This window comes from Flavobacterium algoris, assembly GCF_048158525.1.
Classification (GTDB): Bacteria; Bacteroidota; Bacteroidia; order Flavobacteriales; family Flavobacteriaceae; genus Flavobacterium; species Flavobacterium algoris.
The window spans coordinates 187491-209621 of record NZ_JBLNKT010000001.1 but is presented as its reverse complement, the minus strand read 5'-3'; the positions used below and the strand labels follow the sequence as shown (position 1 = coordinate 209621).

The window sequence follows — 22131 nt, the reverse complement described above, 5'->3', positions numbered from 1 at the left end:
ACATTTGCACTCGAAATTTAACATTATTTCTACAAATCAAAACAAACCGTAACAGGTTAAGAATAAACAAAATGAAAGAGAAAATCATATCAAAAGCAAGTGAAATGTTCTTAAAACTAGGTTTTAAGAGTATTACAATGGATGATATTGCCGGTGAAATGTGCATTTCTAAAAAAACGATTTACAAGTATTTTTGTAATAAAGAAATACTCATTGAGGAAAGCACTGCAACAATCCATAAAGAAATACACCAGATAATTGACGATGTTATTTTAAAAAATTACAATGCAATTCAAGAAAATTTCGAGATAAGAAAATTGTTTAAAGAAATGTTTAAATCATCGGATACTTCTCCGGTATATCAATTAAAAAAACATTACCCAGAAATATATGAAAAGGTAATGTGTAGAGAAATTGACGAGTGTAACACTATTTTCAAACAAAATATTGAGAAAGGGATTAAACAAGGATTGTATCGAGAAAACGTAAATATTGAAAGCTATGTACGGTTTTATTATCTCCTCGTTTTTAGCATTAAAGAAACCACAAGTTCTGAAAAAGAAGCTCAAAAAATAGAACTTGAAATTTTAGAATACCACACCAGAGCTTTGGCAACGCCAAAAGGAATTATTGAACTTGAAAAACACTTACTAAAACCTAATATATAATGAAGAATATAATTTTAACCAGTTTCTTGATTTTTGCAATCACTGTAAAATCACAAGAGATTAAATCGTTAACCTTAAAAGATGCGATTACCTATGCTTTAGAGAATAAAGCAGATGCTAAAAAAGCCAAACTTAAAGTAGAAAACAGCGAATATCAAATTCAAGAAGTTCGTTCCAAAGCTTTACCTCAAATTTCTGCCAATGGTGGTTTGACTTACAACCCTATTTTACAAACTACTTTCCTCGACGGAGGGTCTTTTGGTGGCGAACCTGGGACTACAGTTAAACTTAATTTTGGACAAAAATGGAATTCAACTGCGGGTGTTTCCTTGACACAAACTCTTTTTGACCAATCCGTTTTTACAGGTCTAAAAGCCGCTAGATCAACTAGAGAATTCTATCAGATAAATGATCAATTAACAGAAGAGCAAGTAATTGAAAGAGTAGCAAACAACTACTACCAAGTCTATGTTCAAAGACAAAAATTAAATGTTCTGGACAGTAATTATGTGAACACTACCAAAGTGAAAAACATAATTAAAGGACAATTTGATAATGGTCTTGCCAAAAAAATTGACTTGGATAGAATTTTAGTAAAAATTTCAAACATCAATACACAACGTCAACAAGTTTTAAATGCGGTTCAACTGCAAGAAAACGCTTTGAAGTTTTACATCGGGATGCCAATTGAAACTAAAATCAGTATCCCACAGACTGAATTTCAAGTGACACCACAAGCATTCTCTGAAGTACCAAATACGGCAAACAGAACAGAATATTTGCTTTTGAAAAAACAAGAACAATTATTAATGTTTCAAAAGAAAGCGGATGAAGCGGCATACTACCCAACACTTTCCCTTTCAGCAGGCTACAATTATATTGGTCAAGGTCCAAAAATGCCTTGGGGAGCAAAACCAGCTGATGGCGTTTACTGGTCTGATTATTCTTCAATTGGTTTGAATTTGAAAGTGCCTATTTTCACTGGGTTTTCAACTAGAGCAAAAGTAAGACAGGCAGATGTTAATTTAAGATCCTTGAAGGAAGACATAAAAGACACCAAATTAAGTCTTGATTTAGCGTATGAAAACGCAAACATTCAAATTAATAACAGTATCGTTATTATAAACAACCAAAAGGAAAATGCACAATTAGCACAAGACGTTCTAAACAACACCAGAAATAATTACATGCAAGGATTGGCTTCTTTAACTGATTTATTGGATGCAGAAAATTCATTGACAGAGGCACAAAACAATTACACTTCTGCAATATTAGATTACAAACTGGCAGAAATTCAATTAATCAAATCAAAAGGAGAATTAAAAACTTTATTAAACAACTAACAACATGAAAAAAAATATAATAACCGGAATAATTATTTTAGGCGCAATAGCAATCATCGCAGTAATCTTAACAAACAATAAAAAAGAAAATAAAGAAAAAACAGATATTGTTGCTCAAAAAAATGCAGCAGTTTCTGTAAAAATTGAAACAGTGAAAACCGAAGAGGTTTCGTTAGATTTTACCTCAAACGGAAATTTCGAACCTATTCAAGAATTAACTTTCTCTGCTGAAAAATCAGGAAAAGTAGTAAGTGTTTTGGCTAAAGAAGGTGATTATGTTTCTGTTGGACAAACATTGGCCATTGTAAGAAGCGACGTTATCAATGTTAACGCTCAAACAGCAAATTCATCTTATCAAAATGCAGCTGCAGATTACAGCAGATACGAAAATGCATTCAAAACAGGTGGTGTTACCAAACAACAATTGGACCAGGCAAGATTGACAATGGTTAATGCAAAAGCGCAATTAACACAAGCAAACATAAACGTTGGCGATACCAGAATTAAAGCGCCAATTAGCGGTTTTATCAATAAAAAATACATTGAACCAGGTTCTATTTTAAGCGGAATGCCAGCAACATCTTTATTTGATATTGTAAATGTTTCTAAACTTAAATTAAAAGTTAATGTTAACGAAAACCAAGTTGCAAGCTTAAAAATTGGAACTCCTGTTAACGTTACTGCAAGTGTTTATCCAGACAAATCTTTTTCAGGAAAAATAACTTTTATTGCTGCTAAAGCAAATGAGAGTTTGAATTTTCCAGTAGAAATTGAAATTACAAACAATGCATCAAATGATTTGAAAGCAGGAATGTATGGAACTGCAGCATTTGCTTCAAACCAACAAAAACAATCGTTAATGGTTGTTCCTAGAAATGCTTTTGTTGGAAGTGTAAGCAGCAACCAAATTTTTGTAATTGAAAATGGAGCTGCAAAACTAAAAACAGTTACAGCGGGAAGAATTCTGGGCGATAAAGTGGAAATTTTAAATGGATTATCTGATGGCGAAAATGTAATTGTTACAGGACAAATCAACTTGCAAGACGGAAGCAAAGTGGAAATCATCAAATAGGTTTTAATCTAAACCTTTAAAAGTAAAAACATATGAAATTAGCAGAAATATCCATAAAACGTCCTTCATTAGTCATTGTATTGTTTGCGATTCTAATACTTGGTGGACTGTTTAGTTATAGCAATTTGGGCTACGAATTAATTCCAAAATTTGAACAAAATGTAATTACAATTTCTACCGTTTACCCTGGTGCATCACCAAGTGAGGTAGAAAACACAGTGACCAAAAAAATTGAAGATGCCGTTGCTTCTTTAGAAAATATCAAAAAAATTGATTCTAAATCCTACGAAAGTTTGTCTATCGTATCGATTTCTTTGACTTCAACAGCCAAAGTAGACATTTCGATGAATGATGCCCAACGAAAAATAAATGCCATCATCAGTGATTTACCAGATGATGCCAAGACGCCTTCGTTATCCAAATTCTCTTTGAGCGATTTACCAATTATGACTATTGGTGCCAACGGAAAAATGGATGAAGCCGCTTTTTATGACTTAATAGACAAAAAAATTGCACCAGTTCTTTCTAGAGTTGCAGGTGTTGCACAAGTAAATATTATTGGAGGGCAAGAACGTGAAATTCAAGTCAATCTTGATGCAGTAAAACTGCAAGGTTACGGACTTTCTGTTCCTCAAGTGCAACAAACTATTTTGAGTTCTAATTTAGATTTTCCAACAGGAAATATTCAAACCCGTGATCAAAAAATATTAATTCGTTTAGCCGGAAAATATAAAAATGTTGAAGAATTGCGACATTTAGTAGTCTCGTCCCAAAACGGAATTCAAGTTCGACTTGGTGATATTGCAGATGTTCAAGATACTCAAAAAATTGCAGAAAAAATATCGCGTGTCGATCAAAAAAGTGCTATTGTTTTACAAATCATTAAACAATCTGATGCTAATGCGGTTGCTGTAAGTGAGGAATTGGTTAAAACAATTAATAAACTTACAACTGATTATAAAAAGAATGGATTACAGCTTCAAATAGCTAAAGACAGTACAATTTTCACACTTGAAGCTGCTGATTCTGTTGTGCATGATTTATTGATTGCAGTACTTTTAGTTGCCTTTGTAATGTTGTTTTTCTTACACAGCATTAGAAACTCGCTTATTGTAATGGTTTCTATTCCAGCATCATTAATTGCCACATTTATTGGAATTTATTTGATGGGATACACTTTGAACTTAATGAGTTTACTTGGATTATCTCTTGTAGTTGGTATTCTGGTCGATGATGCCATTGTGGTCCTCGAAAACATTTACAGGCACATGGAAATGGGCAAAAACCGTGTTCGTGCTGCTTATGACGGAACAGCTGAAATTGGTGGAACTGTAGTATCAATCACTTTAGTTATTGTGGTTGTGTTTTTACCAATCGCCATGAGTTCAGGTTTAGTTTCTAACATTATTACACAGTTTTGTGTAACCGTTATTATCTCAACATTATTGTCATTATTAGCTTCATTTACCATTATTCCTTGGTTGTCTTCTCGCTATGGAAAATTAGAACATATTGAAGGCAAAAATCTTTTCGGAAGAATTATCCTTGGATTTGAAAGCTATTTAACCCGTTTCATCAACTGGATCTCCCGTTTATTAACATGGTCTTTAGATCATTACAAAACAACTTTAGCAATTGTTCTTGTCCTCTTTTTTGGATCAACCATAGGATTAGTTGGTGGAGGTTTTATTGGTGGTGAATTCTTTGCAGCGTCAGATAGTGGTGAATTTTTAGTTCAAATAGAAATGCCAAAAGATGCGTCATTAGAACAAACCAACTTTATGACACAAAAAGCAGAAGCATTTTTGAAAACGCAAGAATATGTTCATAGTCAAATTACAACGGTTGGTCAAACCAGCGAAGGTTTAGGAGGCTCGCAAGCAACCGCTTACAAAGCCGAGATTGACGTAAAAATGATTGAACAAAAAGATCGTACTGATGGAGCATCAGTTTACGCAGCAAAAATCAAAAGAAAACTAGAAAAAGTATTGGTTGGCGCCAAAGTAAAAACAGTTCCGGTTGGTATTTTAGGAACGGCTGAAAATGCCACTTTAGGGTTAGTTGTAACGGGACCAAATGTAGAAAGTGCCATGAAATTTGCCAAATTAGCAGAAGCTGAATTAAGAACAATTCCTGGAACAACAGAGATTAAACTAACTGTTGAAGATGGAAATCCTGAAATTAATGTGCAAGTTGACAGAGATAAAATGGCTGCGCTTGGACTTACTTTACAAACAGTAGGAGGAACAATGCAAACGGCTTATTCTGGAAATACAGATGGAAAATTTAGAGCCGGAGAATACGAATATGACATCAATATAAAATACAACAGTTTTGACAGAAAAAGTATTGAAGATGTTAGTAATCTAATTTTCATCAACTCTTCTGGTCAGCAAATTAAATTATCGCAATTTGCAACAATCAAGGAAGGTTCTGGACCAAGCCAATTGGAACGTAGAGACAAAACCGCTTCAGTAACGGTGCAAGGTCAAAATGTAGGTGTGGCGTCTGGAACCATTGTAACGCAATGGCAAAAAAAGCTTGACAAGTTAGAAAAACCAACTGGTGTAAACTACATTTGGGGTGGAGATCAAGAAAACCAAAGTGAAGGTTTTGGAACATTAGGAATTGCATTATTAGCGGCTATTATCTTAGTTTATCTGGTAATGGTTTCTTTATATGACAGTTTTGTGCATCCATTTGTGGTATTATTTGCCATTCCGCTTTCGTTCATCGGAGCAATGCTAGCGTTGGCGTTAACAAATAACACTTTGAATATTTTCACCATTCTTGGAGTAATTATGCTTATTGGTCTAGTATGTAAAAATGCGATTATGCTAGTCGATTACACCAATCAACGAAGAGCTGCGGGAGAATCAATAAGAACGGCACTAATTCAGGCCAATCATGCGAGACTTCGTCCAATTTTGATGACAACTATTGCGATGGTTTTTGGTATGTTCCCAATTGCATTAGCATCTGGAGCCGGAGCTGAATGGAAAAATGGTTTGGCTTGGGTAATTATCGGAGGATTAATTTCTTCGTTATTCTTAACCTTGATCGTCGTTCCTGTAATTTATGAAATTATGGAAAAAATCATTCACAAATTCTCAAAAGGTGAAAAAACAGATTATGAAGCGGAAATGGTTGCCGATTATGTTCATGCTGAATTAAGTGAAGATGGATTTAATCCAAAACATACGCTTTAATACCTAATTATATTTTAGAATTTAGAACCTGTCCATTAGTTTGGGCAGGTTTTTTTGTTTCTAAAAATCAACTTTCTGCGAATTCGTTTTTTTTAGACGATGTGTAACTGGTTTTAAACCTTCTTTATCACATAGGTCACGATTCCCCAAATGATCAATTGATTTTCTTCGGTAACTTTTATAGGAGAATAATTAGAATTTTCAGGCATGAGATACAAACAATCTTTCTCAAGCTGAATGCGTTTCACCGTAAATTCCCCGTCGATAAAACAAATGACAACTTTATTGTTTTGCGGTTCTAAGCTTCGATCCACCACAAGCACATCTTTGTCATTTATGCCCGCATCAATCATCGAATTTCCTTTGACTTTGATATAAAAAGTGGCCAAAGGATTTTCACTTAGCTCTTTGTTTAAATCAATATTCGTCTCCATAAAATCCGCAGCCGGCGAGGGAAATCCCGCCGAAACGCCTTCGGACATGAAAGGGATTTTCAAGTCACTTTCAAAATCAGGCAGAAAAAAGGTAAGTTTTTGATTTTTATTTACTGACATTTTATTTCGAGAATATCTTTAAAATTAGTAGTGTATTTTGGCGATAAATGCTTCTGATTCATATTCCACGTCAGGCTTAAATTTTGTGTAGCCAATTTTACTTTTTTATCTCCAATTTTATTATTGAGCCGATCCATCACTTTCATTAACTCCAAATGTTTTGGATTTTCCTCCTCAAATAACTGCAATTGTTTTCTGTTTTCATCTATAAGTTCCGTAACAATAACGCCTGCTTTTTTGAATTTTATATTCTCGTTTCCTTTGTACAATTTCTTAAAGATATCAATTGCCTTATTCGAAATTGTCAAAGTAGAATTAGTTGCAAAAGGCAGGGTAACGGCCATATTAAAATAATATTTGGAAGTTTGTACCGTATGTTTATCGATAACTAACATTACTATAATCGTATGACAACAAGAGTTTTGTTTCCGCAATTTCTCTGCACAAACCGATGCAAAAGTGGCAATGCGTTCCCGCAACAAATCAAAATCAGAGATTTGTTTTGGAAAACTTCTGGTAATCGCGATACTTTTCTTTTGATCAACAAGAGGTTCTAATTCTAAAACTGATTTCCCTTCTAATTCATATTTTAACCGAAGACCCGTTACTCCCATTTCTTTCTTAATCCAAGCTTCGTGTTGTGGTGCTATAAAGTCTAAAGCGGTGGTAATATTTCGAGCTTTCATCTTTTTATTCATTCGATAACCAATGCCCCAAACATCTTCAATTTTTGTCCATTTCAAAGCTTTGATGCGTTTCTCATCACTATCGATTATATAAACACCATGCGTTCTGTCTTGAAATTTTTTGGCAATTTTATTGGCTACTTTTGATAATGCTTTGGTTGGTGCAAAACCAATACAAACGGGAATTCCAACCCATTTTTGTATGCGGGTTTTCATTTGAATACCATAATCATGGTAATCTAAAACCTGTAAACCATCAAAATTAAGAAAAGCTTCATCAATGCTGTAAATTTCGACATTAGGCGTAAACTGGCCTAAAATTGACATCACCCGATTACTCAGATCACCATAAAGGGCATAATTCGAAGAAAATAACGTTACTCCTTTCTCTTTTACCAGCTCCTTGATTTTAAATGCCGGTGCACCCATTGGAATTCCAGCCGCTTTAGCTTCACTGCTTCTGGAAATTACACAACCATCATTATTTGACAATATTGCAATAGGTTTTCCTGCGAATTGAGGTTGAAAAACCCTTTCGCAAGAAGCGTAGAAATTGTTACAGTCGACTAAAGCATACATTAAACAAAATTACTCAATATGCTTTTATGCGAGTAAGTAACAAAAGTTAATTTTTGGTTTTGTTAATAACTACTTCGATATGTAGATCCAGATGGAAAGAAAACAGAGAAATCAAGAAGAGGTGGCGGAACGTATCCTAATTTATTTGATGCCCATCCTCCGTTTCAGATAGATGGAAATTTTGGTGGTACTGCCGCAGTTGCAGAAATCTTAGTCCAATCTAACATAAACGAAATAAGATTACTTCCAGCTCTACCCGATGCCTGGGAAAATGGTTCAATAACAGGAATTTGTGCTAGAGGAGGATTTGTAATTTCGATGGAATGGAGTGGTAAGATCTTGAAGAAAGCAACTGTTTTTTCTAAAAATGGTGGAAATACAACACTTTTTAATGGAGATAAAACTAAAAAAGTTACTTTGAAAAAAGGACAGAAAATAGAATTAATCTGGTAACATTTAATTTTAAGACATTTTAACTTACTGTTGAAATTCTTCATTTAAGTACCGAACTAAGTTCCTGACGGTATTGCGAAGCACTTTTACCCGTAAACTCCTTGAATGATTTATTGAAATAACTAAAATTATTGAAACCACTTTCAAAACAGATTTCAGTAATGCTTATGGGTTTTTCTGCCAGTAGTTTAGAAGCGTGGACCAAACGATAATCATTTACAAAATGAGTAAATGTTTTATTGGTGATTTTTTTAAAATATCGGCAAAAAGAAGGTACAGTCATGCTGACCAATACAGCCACTTCTTCCAGCGTAATATGTTCCTGAAAATTATCTTTCACATAATTAAAAACCCCATTAATACGATCATTATCCTGCATCTGCATTTCCATCCTAAAGCCGTCAGCATTCAAAACGGTATATTCATTGGATAATTCCAGTTCATTGAGAATGCTTAACATGGTCAGCAACTTTTCAAAATGCGGCTGTTTTTCCATAGATTCTATTTTCTTCCCAATATTCTTTTTAGTTTCTCCTTCAAAAGCAATTCCAGCTTTGGCTTGACTAAAAAGATTCCGAATATTTTTCATTTCGGAAATATCAAAAAAATCATTCCCTAGGAAATCCGGTTTCATCTGTATAACCGTTTCATTTTTATTTCCAGTTTCTTCGTTGGTAAACCCACAATGAGGCAAGTTACTCCCTATAAGTATTAGGTCTCCATCAGTATAATAGGATATATGGCTCCCTATTTGTCGCTTACCGGATCCTCCATTTACAAAGACCAATTCGATTTCTGGATGATAATGCCATAAGTGTGCCTTACTGTTGGCATTTTCAACATATTGAGAAAAGTAAAAGGAACTCCCAAAGGATGGTGCTATAATTTCAAAGGCAGGCGGTACTATTTTCATCGACTACGTATTTAGAATTAGTACAAAATTACCTAAAAACAGACACACAATTATCTTTTTTAACCTTAATCGATTTCGTAAAAGGTAAAATAGCACATAAATTAGAAAATCCTGTACTACTTCATAATGAATCTATTAGGGTAATTTAGCACCAGATAAATAATCAATTATAAATCTAAACATTTACATTATGAAAAAGATTTTAAAATTTAGTTTAGTCTTAGCCGCAGTAGTATTAACTGCCGTAGAAGCACATGCAGGGAACGCTGATTTCTCATTAGATTTAAAAAAAGAAGAAGGAAAGACTGTTAGTTTTACTTTAAGAGAGATCAAGAAAATCGACTTGTCGATTTATGACACCAGTGACAATTTAATTTATCAAGAAAATGTCACTTCTGATGACGATATTAACAGAACATATGATTTAACGGCTTTCCCTGACGGAGTATACTATTTACAAGCTGAAAGCGACCTTAAAATCTCAAAGTATAAAATTGAGGTTGTTGGTAAAGTAGCTAAATTATCTGCTGATGCTGTTTCTGAGGTTTATAAACCTTCTTTAACAACTAAAAACGGAATAATAACACTTAATATGTTAAACGTTTCTCAAACTCCAGTTACTGTTAAAATTTACAACTCAAATGATATAGAGGTATATAAAGAAACCTTACCTTCTGAAATAAATGTGGGTAAACTATTTGATGTAAGTAACATTGAACGAGACAGATGCACCTTTGTGATAACTTCTAACGGGAAAACTTTTATAGAAACCGTTGATGCTAAATAGTGATTAAATAAATTGTAGTAATTTGAGAAGGCTGTCTTTTTGGGATAGCCTTTTTTTTGTTTTGAACTATTTTTAAATCGCTAAAGGTTTCCTATAATTTTATCCATAACCCAACTAGTATGAGCACCAGTTAATCCTGTTGAAGGATGTTTACTATTCCCAAGAAGATGTTCCTTTATTTGCTTTGCATGATACAACTGAATATTTTCTGGATGTTCAATAAAGACTTCGGTTTTTCCTTGCTCATTAGAAAGCACTAAAGGCTCATTTTCAAAGACCGAGAATGTAATTTTCCCTTTACTTCCAAAAATTTCTACTTTATCTTCCCGCTCATAACAACCAAAGTTCCAACTTCCAGTTCCAGTGATTCCAGATTCATGAACCCAACAAGCTGTAGCAGCATCTTTGGCAGAATACAATCCCTGTTGATTAAGACTTATACCTGAAACCTCTTTTATATTCCCTAAAAGATGAATAAACAAATCCAGTCCATGACTCGCCAAATCATCAAAATACCCCCCAGTAGCAATCTCAGAGTCAGTTCTCCAATTATATTCTCCAGATAAATCTTGAGTCGTTGTAGGTTTACTCAAATGCCATCTTATGTGTCTGATAGCACCAATACTATCAGTATCCAGCCATGTTTTTATTTGTTCAAAACGAGGAAGTGTACGTCTATAATATGCAACAAACAAAGGGATATTTTTTTCTTCAAAAGCCTTATAAATGCTTAGACTATCTTGATAATTTGGTGCCAAAGGTTTTTCGATACAACAAATTTTCCCGGCTTGAGCCACTTTAAGTCCGTAATATTTATGAGTATCCGGAGGTGTCGCAATGTAAATCGCGTCAATTTCTGGATCATTAATTAAGTCATCTCCATTAGTGTAAAATTTATCTATTCCATGTCTTTTAGCATAATCGGCGGCTTTATCAGCATCTCTTCGCATCACTGCTTCGATTGTAAACCCTTCCGTTTTCTGGTATGCAGGACCACTTTTTACTTCAGTAACATTACCACATCCCAATATTCCCCAACGAATTACTTTTGTACTCTCACTCTTGTTAATCATTTTCTATAGTTTTAAAACTAATCCCACTTATAGTGTTAGTTCATTTCTTTTTGTCAAGCCAATCTGGTCATTACACATACCTTATTTGCAGATAAAACACATTGTTAAGGTTAAAGTAAATTTAAATATTTATTTGCAACGACAAAACATTCATCAAAGTTATTTGATAACTATTAGAAATAAAAAATGCCTTTTTATTTTAGTCTTTTCATTGCTGTAGTAACTATTATCAGTCGTTGAATTATGCAAAATGACAAGGGAAAAATATCCATAAAGAGAAATTACACTTAAAAAAAACATAAATATTCATTTCTTAAAAATTATATTATTAATTTATTTTCAAACAATAATCAATTGATTTTAAAACATTTAAATCCTAAAAAACAACTCATACTTCATAAAATCAAAACCATTATTCAAAACTTTGGCACACTACTTGGATATACCTAATCAAATAAGTAAAAAAGCGTAAGCCGAAAAGCTCGAGAGTAGGCAAAACCCAAATTATATTGATTATGAAAAAAATTACCCTTTTAGTAGCTAGTATCTTCCTTATTGGAGGTGGTGTAGCGAATGCAACAGAAAAAACCAATTTTTCTCATGAGAGAAGATCACCTGTTGATTTTAGAAATGCGGAACCAATTGTGTTCACCGAAAGAGGAATCGAATTTTTTGTATTTCCTGACGGACAATTTGATTTCAATACACGTCCATCAAATGGTAATGATATGTATTATAAATCAACCCGAACAAGTGCAGTAAATAAAACGTATGGTACGCCCACAAATTATCGAAATGAAAATTACGGTGTAAAAGTGGAACATGATAATTCTGGTAAAGTAAGACGGATTGGAAATATATTTATCAACTATGATTCAAATGATAGAATTAAACGAGTTGGTTCCATATACATGACTTACAACCGTTATGCCTTAGAACAAGTAGGTGGATTGCAAATTATCTACAACCGCCGTGGCCAAATTGTTGATATTGTAGGAAGTGTAAAAGGACGTAGAGCGAATGAATACAGCCAAAATAACGATGACAATAATGATCGTGATTATAGAAATAATCAAAATAACTATGGCAACAACGATCGTGATTATGGAAATGACCAAAATAACAATCAGGATTATGGGAACAACCAAAATTCAAATAATCAAGATCAATACTATTATAGAACAAATGGTACAAAAAACAAAATCGAAGACGCTAAAGTAACAGGAAATTTAGATATCAGATTAGATAAAAGATAATTAGTTTGTTTAAAATGGTTAGTTAAAAAAGTCCCGTTGATATTCGTATCAACGGGACTTTTGTTTGAAGCTATTCTCAGTTTTAGTCACAACCATTGATGTCGCAACTATTTTCGGTTGTTGTATTCAGCAAAGTTACTTTCGATTCAAATTTACCTTCTTCCCATACTTTTTCCAATGTTTGTAAAAAAGCGCTTGCAGGTTGCGCTCCGGAAATTGCATATTTATTTTCGAAAACAAAAAAGGGAACACCTTGCACACCTATTGAATTTGCCGCCGCAATATCTTCCTTTACTTCATTTGCAAAAGCATCAGAATACAACACTTGCTTAATTTCTTCCGCTTCGAGCCCAACTTCAAGCCCTAATTCAGCTAATGTATTTAAATCATTAACGTTCTTACCTTCGGTCAAATACGCTTTGAATAATAATTCTTCTAAATCATTTGCCAGATTGTACTTTTTGGCCAAATGCAACAGACGATGTGCATTCAATGAATTCGCAAGAACTGCTTTTTCAAAATGGAAATCCAATCCTGCGGTCTTTGCATTTTGAGTCATGTTATCAAGCATGTTTTGGGCCCAATCCCTATCTTTTCTGTATTTTTCTGCTAAATGTTCTGCCATATCATCATCAGGGGAAGCAATAAAACCAGCGTCTAGTTGAAAACTTTTCCATTCAATTTCAACTGCATCTTTGTGTTCAAAAAGCTGTAACGCTTCTTCCATTCTTCTTTTTCCTATATAACAAAACGGACACATGATATCCGACCAGATTTGTATTTTTAATTTATTTTCCATCTTCATTTATTTAATTGAAATTCAAAAATTGATTCTATAAGGCAAAATTAATCAATTCACCATTGAGCTTTTTGGGTTTTGGGATTTTATTATAGATACTCGAATAGTAAATATTTATTACAATAAAGGAAACAGAAAACCCATGAAACCAAAAAAACCATCAAAATTGCTCTTGATGGTTTTTGTATATTTTTAAAAGCTTTGGCTTATCCCAATAAATCCAAAACAAAAGAGGGAAACAAACCTAAGGCAATATTCAAGACAATCGCTATAACGGCAACTGCATAAATAATAACCGGCGTTCCTTTTCTTTCTTCATTTGGTTCTTTAGTATACATCGCCAAAATCAATTTGAAGTAGTACCCAACGCTTATAATAGAATTGACAACTGCTACAATTACTAAAGGCAAATAACCTGCTTGAATCGTTTGATTGAACAAAACCAATTTGGCAAAGAAACCCGCAAAAATTGGAATACCTGCCATTGAAAGTAAAGCGGCTGTAAGAATCGCAGCTAACAAAGGATTCGTTTTTCCTAAACCGTGAAAATTTACAACATCCTCATTATCTCTATTTTTACAAACGTATAAAATCACACTAAAAGCTGCGATTCCAGAAAGAGAATAGGCTGAAGCATAATACAACAAACTACCCGCTGAAGTGGACAGACTCAATAAAGTCATCAGCATAAACCCAGCGTGCGAAATTCCTGAAAAAGCCAACATACGTTTCACGTTTGTTTGTCTTAAGGCCATGATATTACCAACAGTCATGGAAGCCATAGAAATAACGACTACAATAGTTTTGAATGCCTCTGAAATATCAGCATTCATAACATATAGCAATTTATATAAAGTCGCCATAGCAACTACTTTTGCCAAAGTGCTCATCAATGCTGTTGTCAATGCTGGTGAACCTTCGTAAACGTCCGGTGCCCAAAAATGAAAAGGAACTGCAGCGACTTTGAATAACATTCCAATCGTTAACAATACAATGCCGATTGGAAACCAAATTGGCAATTCAGCCGATTGTGATAATTCACTGATTTCAGTAACGTCAAAACTTCCCATCGCTCCATATATTAAACAGATCCCAAACAGAATGATTCCCGAAGCAAAAGAACCCATTAAGAAATACTTCATTCCCGCTTCGTTACTTTTTAAATTCATACGGTCACTTGCCGCAAGAATATAAAGTGATATTGATAATACTTCGATTCCCAAAAAGAACATCGCTAAGTTCCCAAAAGAAACCATTGCTACTGCTCCCGCCAGTAAAAACACTTTTATGGCAATAAAATCAGAAATTTTAGATTGATGATTTTCGTAAAAATTATGTCCTAAAGCCACTAAAAAAATAGTAAGCACAATAAACAAAGAAGAAAACACAGTTGAAAATTTACTAACAATAATCATATTGTTATAGTAACTCTGTGTAGAATTAAATTCAGATATCGTTAAACCAAGAACTGCCAATAATCCAATAATCGTTATTGGAACAATGGCTTTCCTTAAATTAAAAATTTCAAATAAAAGGCATAAAACACCTAATCCTATTATAGCTATTAATGTATTCATTTTTTGATTGTTTGATTTAGGATTTACGAATTAGGATTTACAAACCGACTAATTCTTTATATCTGAAACCTAATTTATTTGTATTAATAATATATTTTAATTGTACTAAAATTTTTACTTTGAACAGAATCATTTTTAATATCTCATAAAAATCTGAAATCAAAAATCGTTAATCTTCATTGTCAAATCCTAAATCCTAATTTCTATGGATAACTTTAAGAATTTCTTCCAGACTTGGTGTGATCAAATCAATGATTGGTTTTGGATACATTCCAAAAAAGAATAGGACAGCAATTACAATTACCAAAGTTATTCCTTCATTGATCGTTACATCAGCAAAAAGTTTTGAATTGGTTTCACCTAACATAGCGTGTTGAAACATTTTCAACATATAATACGCTCCTAAAATTATAGTTAATCCTCCTAAAATGGCAAACCAGATATTAATTTGTGAAAGACTGTATAAAACGGTGAATTCTCCAACAAAATTAAAAGTAGTTGGTAAAGCAACTGATGCCAAAACCAAAATCAAAAACATGGAGGTGAATTTTGGTGTTTGCGTACGGATACCTCCCATTTCAGCAATGGCTCTGGTTTCATATCTTCTGAAAATAATCTCGGCTACAAAAAACAATCCAACAACCACAAAACCGTGCGCAATCATTTGTAAAACTGCCCCACGCAATCCGTCTAATGTCAATGTATAAGTTCCCGCTGCTATTAATCCAACGTGTGCCAAAGAAGAATAGGCTAATAATTTCTTCAAATCTTTTTGCCTCAAGGCTACGATTGAACCATAAATTACACCTGCAATTCCTAGTCCAATAAAGATAAACATGTATTCTTTGGCAGCAAGTGGCGCTAATGGTAATTGCCAACGAATAACGCTGTACAGTCCCATTTTTAGCATAATACCCGATAAAAGCATCGTTCCAACAGTTGGTGCTTTTTGGTACACATTAGCCTGCCAAGTGTGGAAAGGAATCAATGGAATCTTAATAGCATACGCTAAGAAGAAAGCCAAGAATATCCATAATTGTTCGGTTGCAGATAAATTCAATTTATATAAATCTTCCAATAAAAAACTACCTGCTTTTTGATACATATAAACGAAAGCCACAAGCATAAACAAAGATCCTGCAAGTGTGTAGATAAAGAATTTAACTACTGCTTTTTTACGTTCTTCTGTATCTCCGTTACCCCATATTAATGCGATGAAGTAAATAGGAATCAATGATAACTCCCAGAATATATAATATAAAAGACCGTCTACTGCTAAGAATGTTCCTGCCATTGCAAATGACATAAACAAGATTAACGCATAAAATGATTTTGAGTTTTTATAGTCATTTCCAAAAGAAGAGAAAATAATAATTGGTGTCAAAACCGTAGTCAATAAAAGCATTGCTAAGGAAAGTCCGTCTGCTTTTAAGGCAAAAGAAATATTAGGTTTTGTAATCCACTGTTTGATGAAACTGATGTTTTCACCTAAATTATAGTGATTTAATAATACAATAGAACAGCCTGCCGCAGCCAACCCAAAGAACAAAGCCACTTTTGAAGCTAATTTATCGCCTGCAAGAAAGGTTGCAAACGCGCCAACTAAAAGTATAATTAATATTAGAGATACATTCATAGTATAAGATTATTGAGCTAAAAATAAATAGGAAACAATGGCACAAAGCCCTAAAACGAAAACGAACAGATAAAGTCCAATACTTCCATTTTGTATTTTCTTTCCTTGATAACTTATTTCGTTAGTTACTTTTCCGAATCCAAAAACTAATGCGGATAAAGCGGTTTCGACATCATCTCTGAAAAATTTAGACAATCCGTTTATTGATCTTACAAATAAATAATTGTAAATCTCATCAATATAATATTTGTTATAAAGCACTTTAGAAAACCCTGTAATTTCAGCATCTTCAGTTGGAACTGTGTTTTGTTTGATGTATTTTGCATAAGCCAAACCAATCCCTACCAATCCGCCCACAACTGCAATAGCCATCAACATATATTCTGTAGTTCCTAAATGGTGTTCTGCATGCAATAATTTAGGCAAAATAGGAGTTAAATACCCATTCAACCAACTATTTCCCGGCAAACTGATTAATCCGCCTATTGTTGCCAATATTGCTAAAACGATTAAAGGAAAAGTAATCAAAGAAGGACTTTCATGTAAATGGTGTTTTTGCTCTTCCGTCCCTCTGAATTCTTGGAAGAAGGTTAAAAACATCAATCTAAACATATAGAAAGCAGTCATTATAGACGCAACCGAAGCAACAACCCATAACGGAATGTTGTGATGGAACGCCACCAATAAGATTTCGTCTTTTGAGAAAAAACCGGAGAATAATGGAACTCCAGAAATCGCTAATGAAGCAATTAACATCGTGATAAAAGTAATTGGCATCGCTTTTTTCAAGCCACCCATTTTACGCATATCTTGTTCTCCGTGTAAAGCGTGAATAACAGAACCCGAACCCAAGAACAAACAAGCTTTGAAGAAAGCGTGTGTGATTACGTGGAAAACAGCCACTTCATAAGCCCCTAAACCCAAAGCCAAAAACATTAATCCCAATTGAGAAACAGTTGAATACGCTAAGACTTTCTTAATATCATTTTGAACCAATCCAATTGTGGCCGCTACTAGAGCAGTAAATGCTCCAACAATCGCTATAATATCATTTACCAAATGCATACTCGGCAAATCAAGACTGTATAAAAAGTTTAATCTGGTTATCATAAAAATACCTGCAGTAACCATTGTCGCCGCGTGAATCAATGCCGAAACTGGTGTTGGTCCAGCCATCGCATCTGGTAACCAAGTATATAATGGTATTTGTGCTGATTTCCCACAAGCTCCAATAAATAGAGCAAATGCGGCAACACCAATCCAATAGCTATTTAAATTGGTAGCTGTTGAAATAGCCGTTTTTAATGTAGCAAAATCTAACGTCGAGAATAAGCTTCCAAGGATGAAAATTCCAACTAACAGACCTAAATCCCCAATTCGGTTCATGATAAAAGCTTTCTTAGCTGCATCATTGAAATCTTGGTTTTTATGCCAAAACCCAATCAGCAAATAAGAACAAAGACCTACTCCTTCCCATCCGATGAACATTACTAATAAGTTACTTCCTATTACTAAAGTGATCATGAAAAATATAAACAGATTTAAATACGCAAAGAACTTATGCATATTTTCATCATCGTGCATGTAACTGATAGAATACAAATGAATCAAAGATCCAATCCCGGTTACAAAAAGCAACCATAAAATTGACAATTGGTCTAATTGAAATCCGAAATCAACTTTGAAATTACTGATTTGAATCCAGTCAAAAAGTGAAATATGAATTCCTTCTGGTTGTGCTGAAATTCCACTGAAGAAATAAGCGGTAGCAACAAAAGAAACTACTACAGAAAGTGTCCCAATTATTCCAGAAAGCGATTTCCCCAGACTTTTTCCAAAGAAAACATTGATTAAAAATCCTAAAAAAGGAGCAAGAACTAAAACTAAAGCTATATTGGTATTCATTTCCATTTATCCTTTTAAGTTTTTTAAATTATCGATAGTAATTGAGCCTAAGTTTCTAAATATTGAAACTAGAATTGCTAATCCTACCGCAACTTCTGCAGCTGCAACAGCCATCGAGAAAAACACAAAAACTTGTCCTTGCGCATCTTGATGATAGGTAGAAAATGCCACAAACAATAAGTTTACTGCATTCAGCATTATTTCAATTGACATAAATACGATAATAGCATTTCGTCTGTATAACACTCCAAAAACGCCAATACAAAAAAGTATCACGCAAAGGAATATATAATTTTCTATACCTATTTGATTTAAAATATTGTTCATCTTATTTTTGCAGTTTTTCTTTTTTAGACAATAAAACAGTCCCAATCATAGCAACCAAAAGTAATATGGAAGCAAATTCAAAAGGAACCATATATTCGTTTAGTAATATTCTACCTAATACTTTTATAGACTGAAAATCTTCACCAGTTGTAACATATTCTCCAACAATAGGTTTTGAGTTTATAAAAATCAAAATCAGAACGATGCATATCAAACAAAAAGAAACAATAGCACCTAATCTGGTAATCCTTGGTCTGTGGACTTCATGTTGTTCATTCAAATTCATCAACATAATGGTGAATAAAAATAAAATCATAATCGCTCCAGAATAAACAATAATATGAACAATTGCCAAAAACTGCGCATTCAATAACAAATAATGACCTGCAACCGAAAAGAAACAAATCACAAGATAAATAGCACTGTGAATCGGGTTTCTACTAAAAATTGTCAAAAATGCAGTGGCTAATGTAATAATAGATAAAACACAAAAAATGATTTGTATCGGTGTTGCATTAGCTAAATCAGGTATATGTATCATTAATTAGCGTTTTTAAGTTGAGCATTTTTCATTGCCATTTCTAAAGGCATGACCAATTTGTCTTTTCCAAAGATAAAATCTTCTCTTTCATAACTGGAAGGAACTAATACTTTTGAAGTCGTTAGATAAATTGCGTCTTTTGGACAAGCCTCTTCACACAATCCACAAAAAATACAACGCAACATATTAATCTCATATATCGAAGCATATTTTTCTTCTCTGTACAAATGTTTTTCATCCGCTCTGCGCTCTTCCGCTTTCATCGTGATTGCTTCAGCAGGACAAGACAACGCACACAAACCACAAGCTGTACAATTCTCGCGACCTTCCTCATCGCGTTTCAACATATGTTGACCACGATAAACGGGACTCATTTCACGTACTTGCTCTGGATATTGAATCGTTACTTTTCTGGTAAACAAATGCTGAATCGTAATTATCAAACCTTTGACAATCGCAATAAGATACATTCTTTCCCAAAAAGTCATCTCCTTGTTAGAGACCTGCTTTTTTCTTCCCGATAAGGATATACTTTCTATTGACATTTTTTATTTTTATTTGAAGCTTAATCCTGCTATTCGCTATATCTTTTATTTTTTAAAGAAAAAAATAAAAGGATGCCGCTACTATCAGGGCTAGGGCTTTTTCGGTACTAATTAAAATCCTAAATAAGTTGCAATTTCACTTCTCAAAATTACAATTCCGGTAATTATAATATTAATGATCGACAATGGAATTAATATTCTCCAACCCAAATGCATCAATTGATCGTATCTGAATCTTGGAATAGTCCAACGAACCCACATATAGAAAAATATGAATCCACACAACTTGATAAACAAAGCGCCAAATCCTAAAACATTGGCAATATTCACCCCCCAATTTTCAACAACCCAACTCATTCCGGGATAATTATAGCCTCCGAAGAATAAAACCGCTAAAATCGTAGAAGAAATAAACATATTCGCATATTCAGCAAATAAATAAAATCCCATTTTCATCGATGAATATTCCGTGTGGTATCCGCCAATCAATTCACTTTCGCATTCCGCTAAGTCAAATGGTGTTCTATTCGTTTCTGCAAAAGCACAAATTAAAAATATAATAAAAGATAACGGTTGGTAAAACACATTCCAGTTCATTCCTGCCTGTTGTGCCGAAATCTCTCTTAAACTCAACGTTCCGGTCATCATCAACAAAGCAATCATCGAAAGTCCCATCGCCACTTCATACGATACCATTTGCGAAGCAGCACGAACGGCGCCCATCAAAGAGAATTTATTATTAGATGCCCAACCACCAATCATGATTCCATAAACACCTACCGAAACAACTCCAAAAAAGTATAACAATCCAATGTTTAAATCCGTTGCCTGCAGTAAAATATCTCTTCCAAACAAATGCAGTCTGTCTCCCCAAGGAATTACGGCACTCGTCATCAAAGCGGTACTCATAGCAATTGCCGGGCCTACAAAAAACAAAAATCGGTTCGGAGTGTTTGGCTCAAATTCTTCTTTCGAGAATAATTTTAAACCATCGGCAAGTGGTTGAAACAATCCAAAAGGACCGGCTCTGTTTGGCCCAACACGATCTTGAAGCCAAGCGGCCACTTTACGTTCTGCCCAAGTGGAATACATTGCCATCAACATTGTCAAAGCAAAAACTGCAACAATGATGACACTTTTTTCTATGATAATAGTACTATCCATTATTACCCAAGCTTTTTTGATTAATAATGTCTTCTTCGGTCAATGGAATCTCGACCATGCTTATTTTCTTGCGGTCTTCTTCTCTGCCTAAAAGGATATGATCCTCGGTAGCGATTTCCACTTTCTGTAATTTTCTGTTGTATTTATTTTGGTTGATCACCGAATCTTTTTCGAATGCTCTCGGTCCTTCAATAGTCCAATCTGCAATCTCTTTGTGATCAAAACGACATCCATTACAAATAAATTCATCTACTTCATGGTACTCATCTTTTCTTCCGGTAACACGTTGGATTTCGTCCCCAAACATCCAAACCGTAGTTTTTCCGGAACAAGTAGGACAATCTCTATGTGCATTATAAGGCTTACTGAACCAAACTCTAGATTTAAATCTAAATGTTTTATCCGTCAATGCACCTACCGGACACACGTCAATCATATTCCCAGAGAACTCATTATCAACCGCTTTGGAAATACAAGTCGATATATTCGAATGATCGCCTCTATCCATTACTCCGTGAACGCGATCGTCTGTCAATTGATCTGCAACCATTACACAACGGTAACAAAGAATACAACGGTTCATGTGCAATTGAATATTTGGGCCAATATTTTCTGGTTCAAATGTTCTTTTTTCTTCGATAAAACGACTTTCTGATTTCCCGTGTTCAAAGCTTAAATTTTGCAAATCACATTCACCAGCCTGGTCACAAACGGGGCAGTCTAATGGATGATTAATCAATAAAAACTCTGTTACTGATTTTCTGGCTTCAGTTACTCTTGGTGAAGATTTACTATTCACTTCCATTCCGTCCATACAACCAGTGACACAAGATGCCATTAATTTAGGCATTGGTCTTGGATCAGCTTCACTTCCTTTTGCAACTTCAACCAAACAACAACGGCATTTTCCACCGCTTCCTTTTAGTTTAGAATAATAGCACATCGCTGGCGGAACTACTTCTCCACCTATCATACGTGCTGCCTGCAGGATTGTTGTTCCTGGTTCTACTTCTATGCTTTGACCGTCTATGGTTACTTTCATTT

Annotated in this window: 20 protein-coding genes; 7 read left to right on the top strand and 13 right to left on the bottom strand. The window is 34.1% G+C overall.

The annotated features are described in order from the left end of the window. The first annotated feature begins 71 nt into the window (after positions 1-71). From ACM55I_RS00810 to ACM55I_RS00795, 4 genes are read left to right on the top strand one after another with little or no spacing between them, the layout of a single operon-like run. Positions 72-668 (top strand): TetR/AcrR family transcriptional regulator, encoded by a 597-nt coding sequence (locus tag ACM55I_RS00810; RefSeq protein WP_416835031.1) that lies wholly within the window; start codon positions 72-74, stop codon positions 666-668. Beyond that, positions 668-2011 (top strand): TolC family protein, encoded by a 1344-nt coding sequence (locus tag ACM55I_RS00805; RefSeq protein WP_416844885.1) that lies wholly within the window; start codon positions 668-670, stop codon positions 2009-2011. Before ACM55I_RS00810 ends, ACM55I_RS00805 begins: the two co-directional genes overlap by 1 nt. Positions 2012-2015: 4 nt before the next feature. After that, entirely contained in the window at positions 2016-3083 is a 1068-nt protein-coding gene (locus ACM55I_RS00800) for an efflux RND transporter periplasmic adaptor subunit (RefSeq protein WP_416844884.1), read from the top strand. 32 nt (positions 3084-3115) lie between these two features. Next, positions 3116-6292, top strand: a complete 3177-nt coding sequence (locus tag ACM55I_RS00795; RefSeq protein ID WP_416844883.1) for an efflux RND transporter permease subunit — start codon at positions 3116-3118, stop codon at positions 6290-6292. Positions 6293-6405: 113 nt separating this feature from the next. On the opposite strand, the gene ACM55I_RS00790 is transcribed toward ACM55I_RS00795, so the two are convergent. Beyond that, complete coding sequence (locus ACM55I_RS00790; RefSeq protein ID WP_416844882.1) at positions 6406-6846, bottom strand: LexA family protein; 441 nt, start codon at positions 6844-6846, stop codon at positions 6406-6408. Next, entirely contained in the window at positions 6837-8111 is a 1275-nt protein-coding gene (locus tag ACM55I_RS00785) for a Y-family DNA polymerase (RefSeq protein ID WP_416844881.1), read from the bottom strand. The genes ACM55I_RS00790 and ACM55I_RS00785 overlap by 10 nt, the downstream gene beginning before the upstream one ends. 168 nt (positions 8112-8279) lie before the next feature. On the opposite strand from ACM55I_RS00785, the gene ACM55I_RS00780 reads away from it, so the two are divergent. Next, entirely contained in the window at positions 8280-8564 is a 285-nt protein-coding gene (locus ACM55I_RS00780) for a glycoside hydrolase family 95-like protein (RefSeq protein WP_416844928.1), read from the top strand. A gap of 40 nt (positions 8565-8604) precedes the next feature. Here ACM55I_RS00780 and ACM55I_RS00775 read toward each other — a convergent pair whose 3' ends face one another. Next, complete coding sequence (locus ACM55I_RS00775; RefSeq protein ID WP_416844880.1) at positions 8605-9477, bottom strand: AraC family transcriptional regulator; 873 nt, start codon at positions 9475-9477, stop codon at positions 8605-8607. 190 nt (positions 9478-9667) lie between these two features. Here ACM55I_RS00775 and ACM55I_RS00770 point away from each other — a divergent pair, with 190 nt between their 5' ends. Next, positions 9668-10264: a hypothetical protein gene (locus ACM55I_RS00770; protein ID WP_416844879.1), complete on the top strand. Its 597-nt coding sequence runs from the start codon at positions 9668-9670 to the stop codon at positions 10262-10264. Positions 10265-10344: 80 nt separating this feature from the next. Here ACM55I_RS00770 and ACM55I_RS00765 read toward each other — a convergent pair whose 3' ends face one another. Continuing rightward, complete coding sequence (locus ACM55I_RS00765; RefSeq protein ID WP_416844878.1) at positions 10345-11337, bottom strand: Gfo/Idh/MocA family protein; 993 nt, start codon at positions 11335-11337, stop codon at positions 10345-10347. A 515-nt stretch (positions 11338-11852) separates the two neighbouring features. Here ACM55I_RS00765 and ACM55I_RS00760 point away from each other — a divergent pair. Continuing rightward, entirely contained in the window at positions 11853-12593 is a 741-nt protein-coding gene (locus tag ACM55I_RS00760; RefSeq protein ID WP_416844877.1) for a hypothetical protein, read from the top strand. 82 nt (positions 12594-12675) lie between these two features. On the opposite strand, the gene ACM55I_RS00755 is transcribed toward ACM55I_RS00760, so the two are convergent. The 9 genes from ACM55I_RS00755 to ACM55I_RS00715 all read right to left on the bottom strand — a co-directional run bounded on the left by ACM55I_RS00755 (position 12676) and on the right by ACM55I_RS00715 (position 22129). Further along, complete coding sequence (locus ACM55I_RS00755; protein ID WP_416844876.1) at positions 12676-13392, bottom strand: DsbA family oxidoreductase; 717 nt, start codon at positions 13390-13392, stop codon at positions 12676-12678. A 206-nt stretch (positions 13393-13598) separates the two neighbouring features. Then, a complete protein-coding gene (locus tag ACM55I_RS00750; RefSeq protein ID WP_416844875.1) occupies positions 13599-14969 on the bottom strand; it encodes an NADH-quinone oxidoreductase subunit N in 1371 nt (456 codons plus the stop codon). Between the two features lie 196 nt (positions 14970-15165). Further along, on the bottom strand, positions 15166-16605 hold the full coding sequence (locus ACM55I_RS00745; RefSeq protein ID WP_416844874.1) for a complex I subunit 4 family protein: 1440 nt from the start codon (positions 16603-16605) through the stop codon (positions 15166-15168). A 9-nt stretch (positions 16606-16614) separates the two neighbouring features. Then, positions 16615-18510 carry an NADH-quinone oxidoreductase subunit L gene (nuoL, locus tag ACM55I_RS00740; RefSeq protein WP_416844873.1) on the bottom strand — a complete coding sequence of 632 codons (1896 nt, stop codon included), beginning with the start codon at positions 18508-18510 and terminating at the stop codon, positions 16615-16617. Between the two features lie 6 nt (positions 18511-18516). Further along, positions 18517-18837 (bottom strand): NADH-quinone oxidoreductase subunit NuoK, encoded by a 321-nt coding sequence (gene nuoK / locus ACM55I_RS00735; RefSeq protein WP_035668725.1) that lies wholly within the window; start codon positions 18835-18837, stop codon positions 18517-18519. A gap of 1 nt (position 18838) precedes the next feature. After that, positions 18839-19378 carry an NADH-quinone oxidoreductase subunit J family protein gene (locus ACM55I_RS00730; protein WP_291247697.1) on the bottom strand — a complete coding sequence of 180 codons (540 nt, stop codon included), beginning with the start codon at positions 19376-19378 and terminating at the stop codon, positions 18839-18841. Further along, the gene (locus ACM55I_RS00725) at positions 19378-19923 is read right to left on the bottom strand and encodes a NuoI/complex I 23 kDa subunit family protein (RefSeq protein WP_416844872.1); all 546 of its coding nucleotides are present in this window, start codon (positions 19921-19923) and stop codon (positions 19378-19380) included. Before ACM55I_RS00725 ends, ACM55I_RS00730 begins: the two co-directional genes overlap by 1 nt. Positions 19924-20034: 111 nt before the next feature. After that, positions 20035-21087, bottom strand: coding sequence for an NADH-quinone oxidoreductase subunit NuoH (gene nuoH, locus ACM55I_RS00720; RefSeq protein ID WP_416844871.1), 1053 nt, complete (start codon positions 21085-21087; stop codon positions 20035-20037). After that, positions 21080-22129 (bottom strand): NADH-quinone oxidoreductase subunit G, encoded by a 1050-nt coding sequence (locus tag ACM55I_RS00715; RefSeq protein WP_416844870.1) that lies wholly within the window; start codon positions 22127-22129, stop codon positions 21080-21082. The genes nuoH and ACM55I_RS00715 overlap by 8 nt, the downstream gene beginning before the upstream one ends. Positions 22130-22131 lie beyond the last annotated feature (2 nt).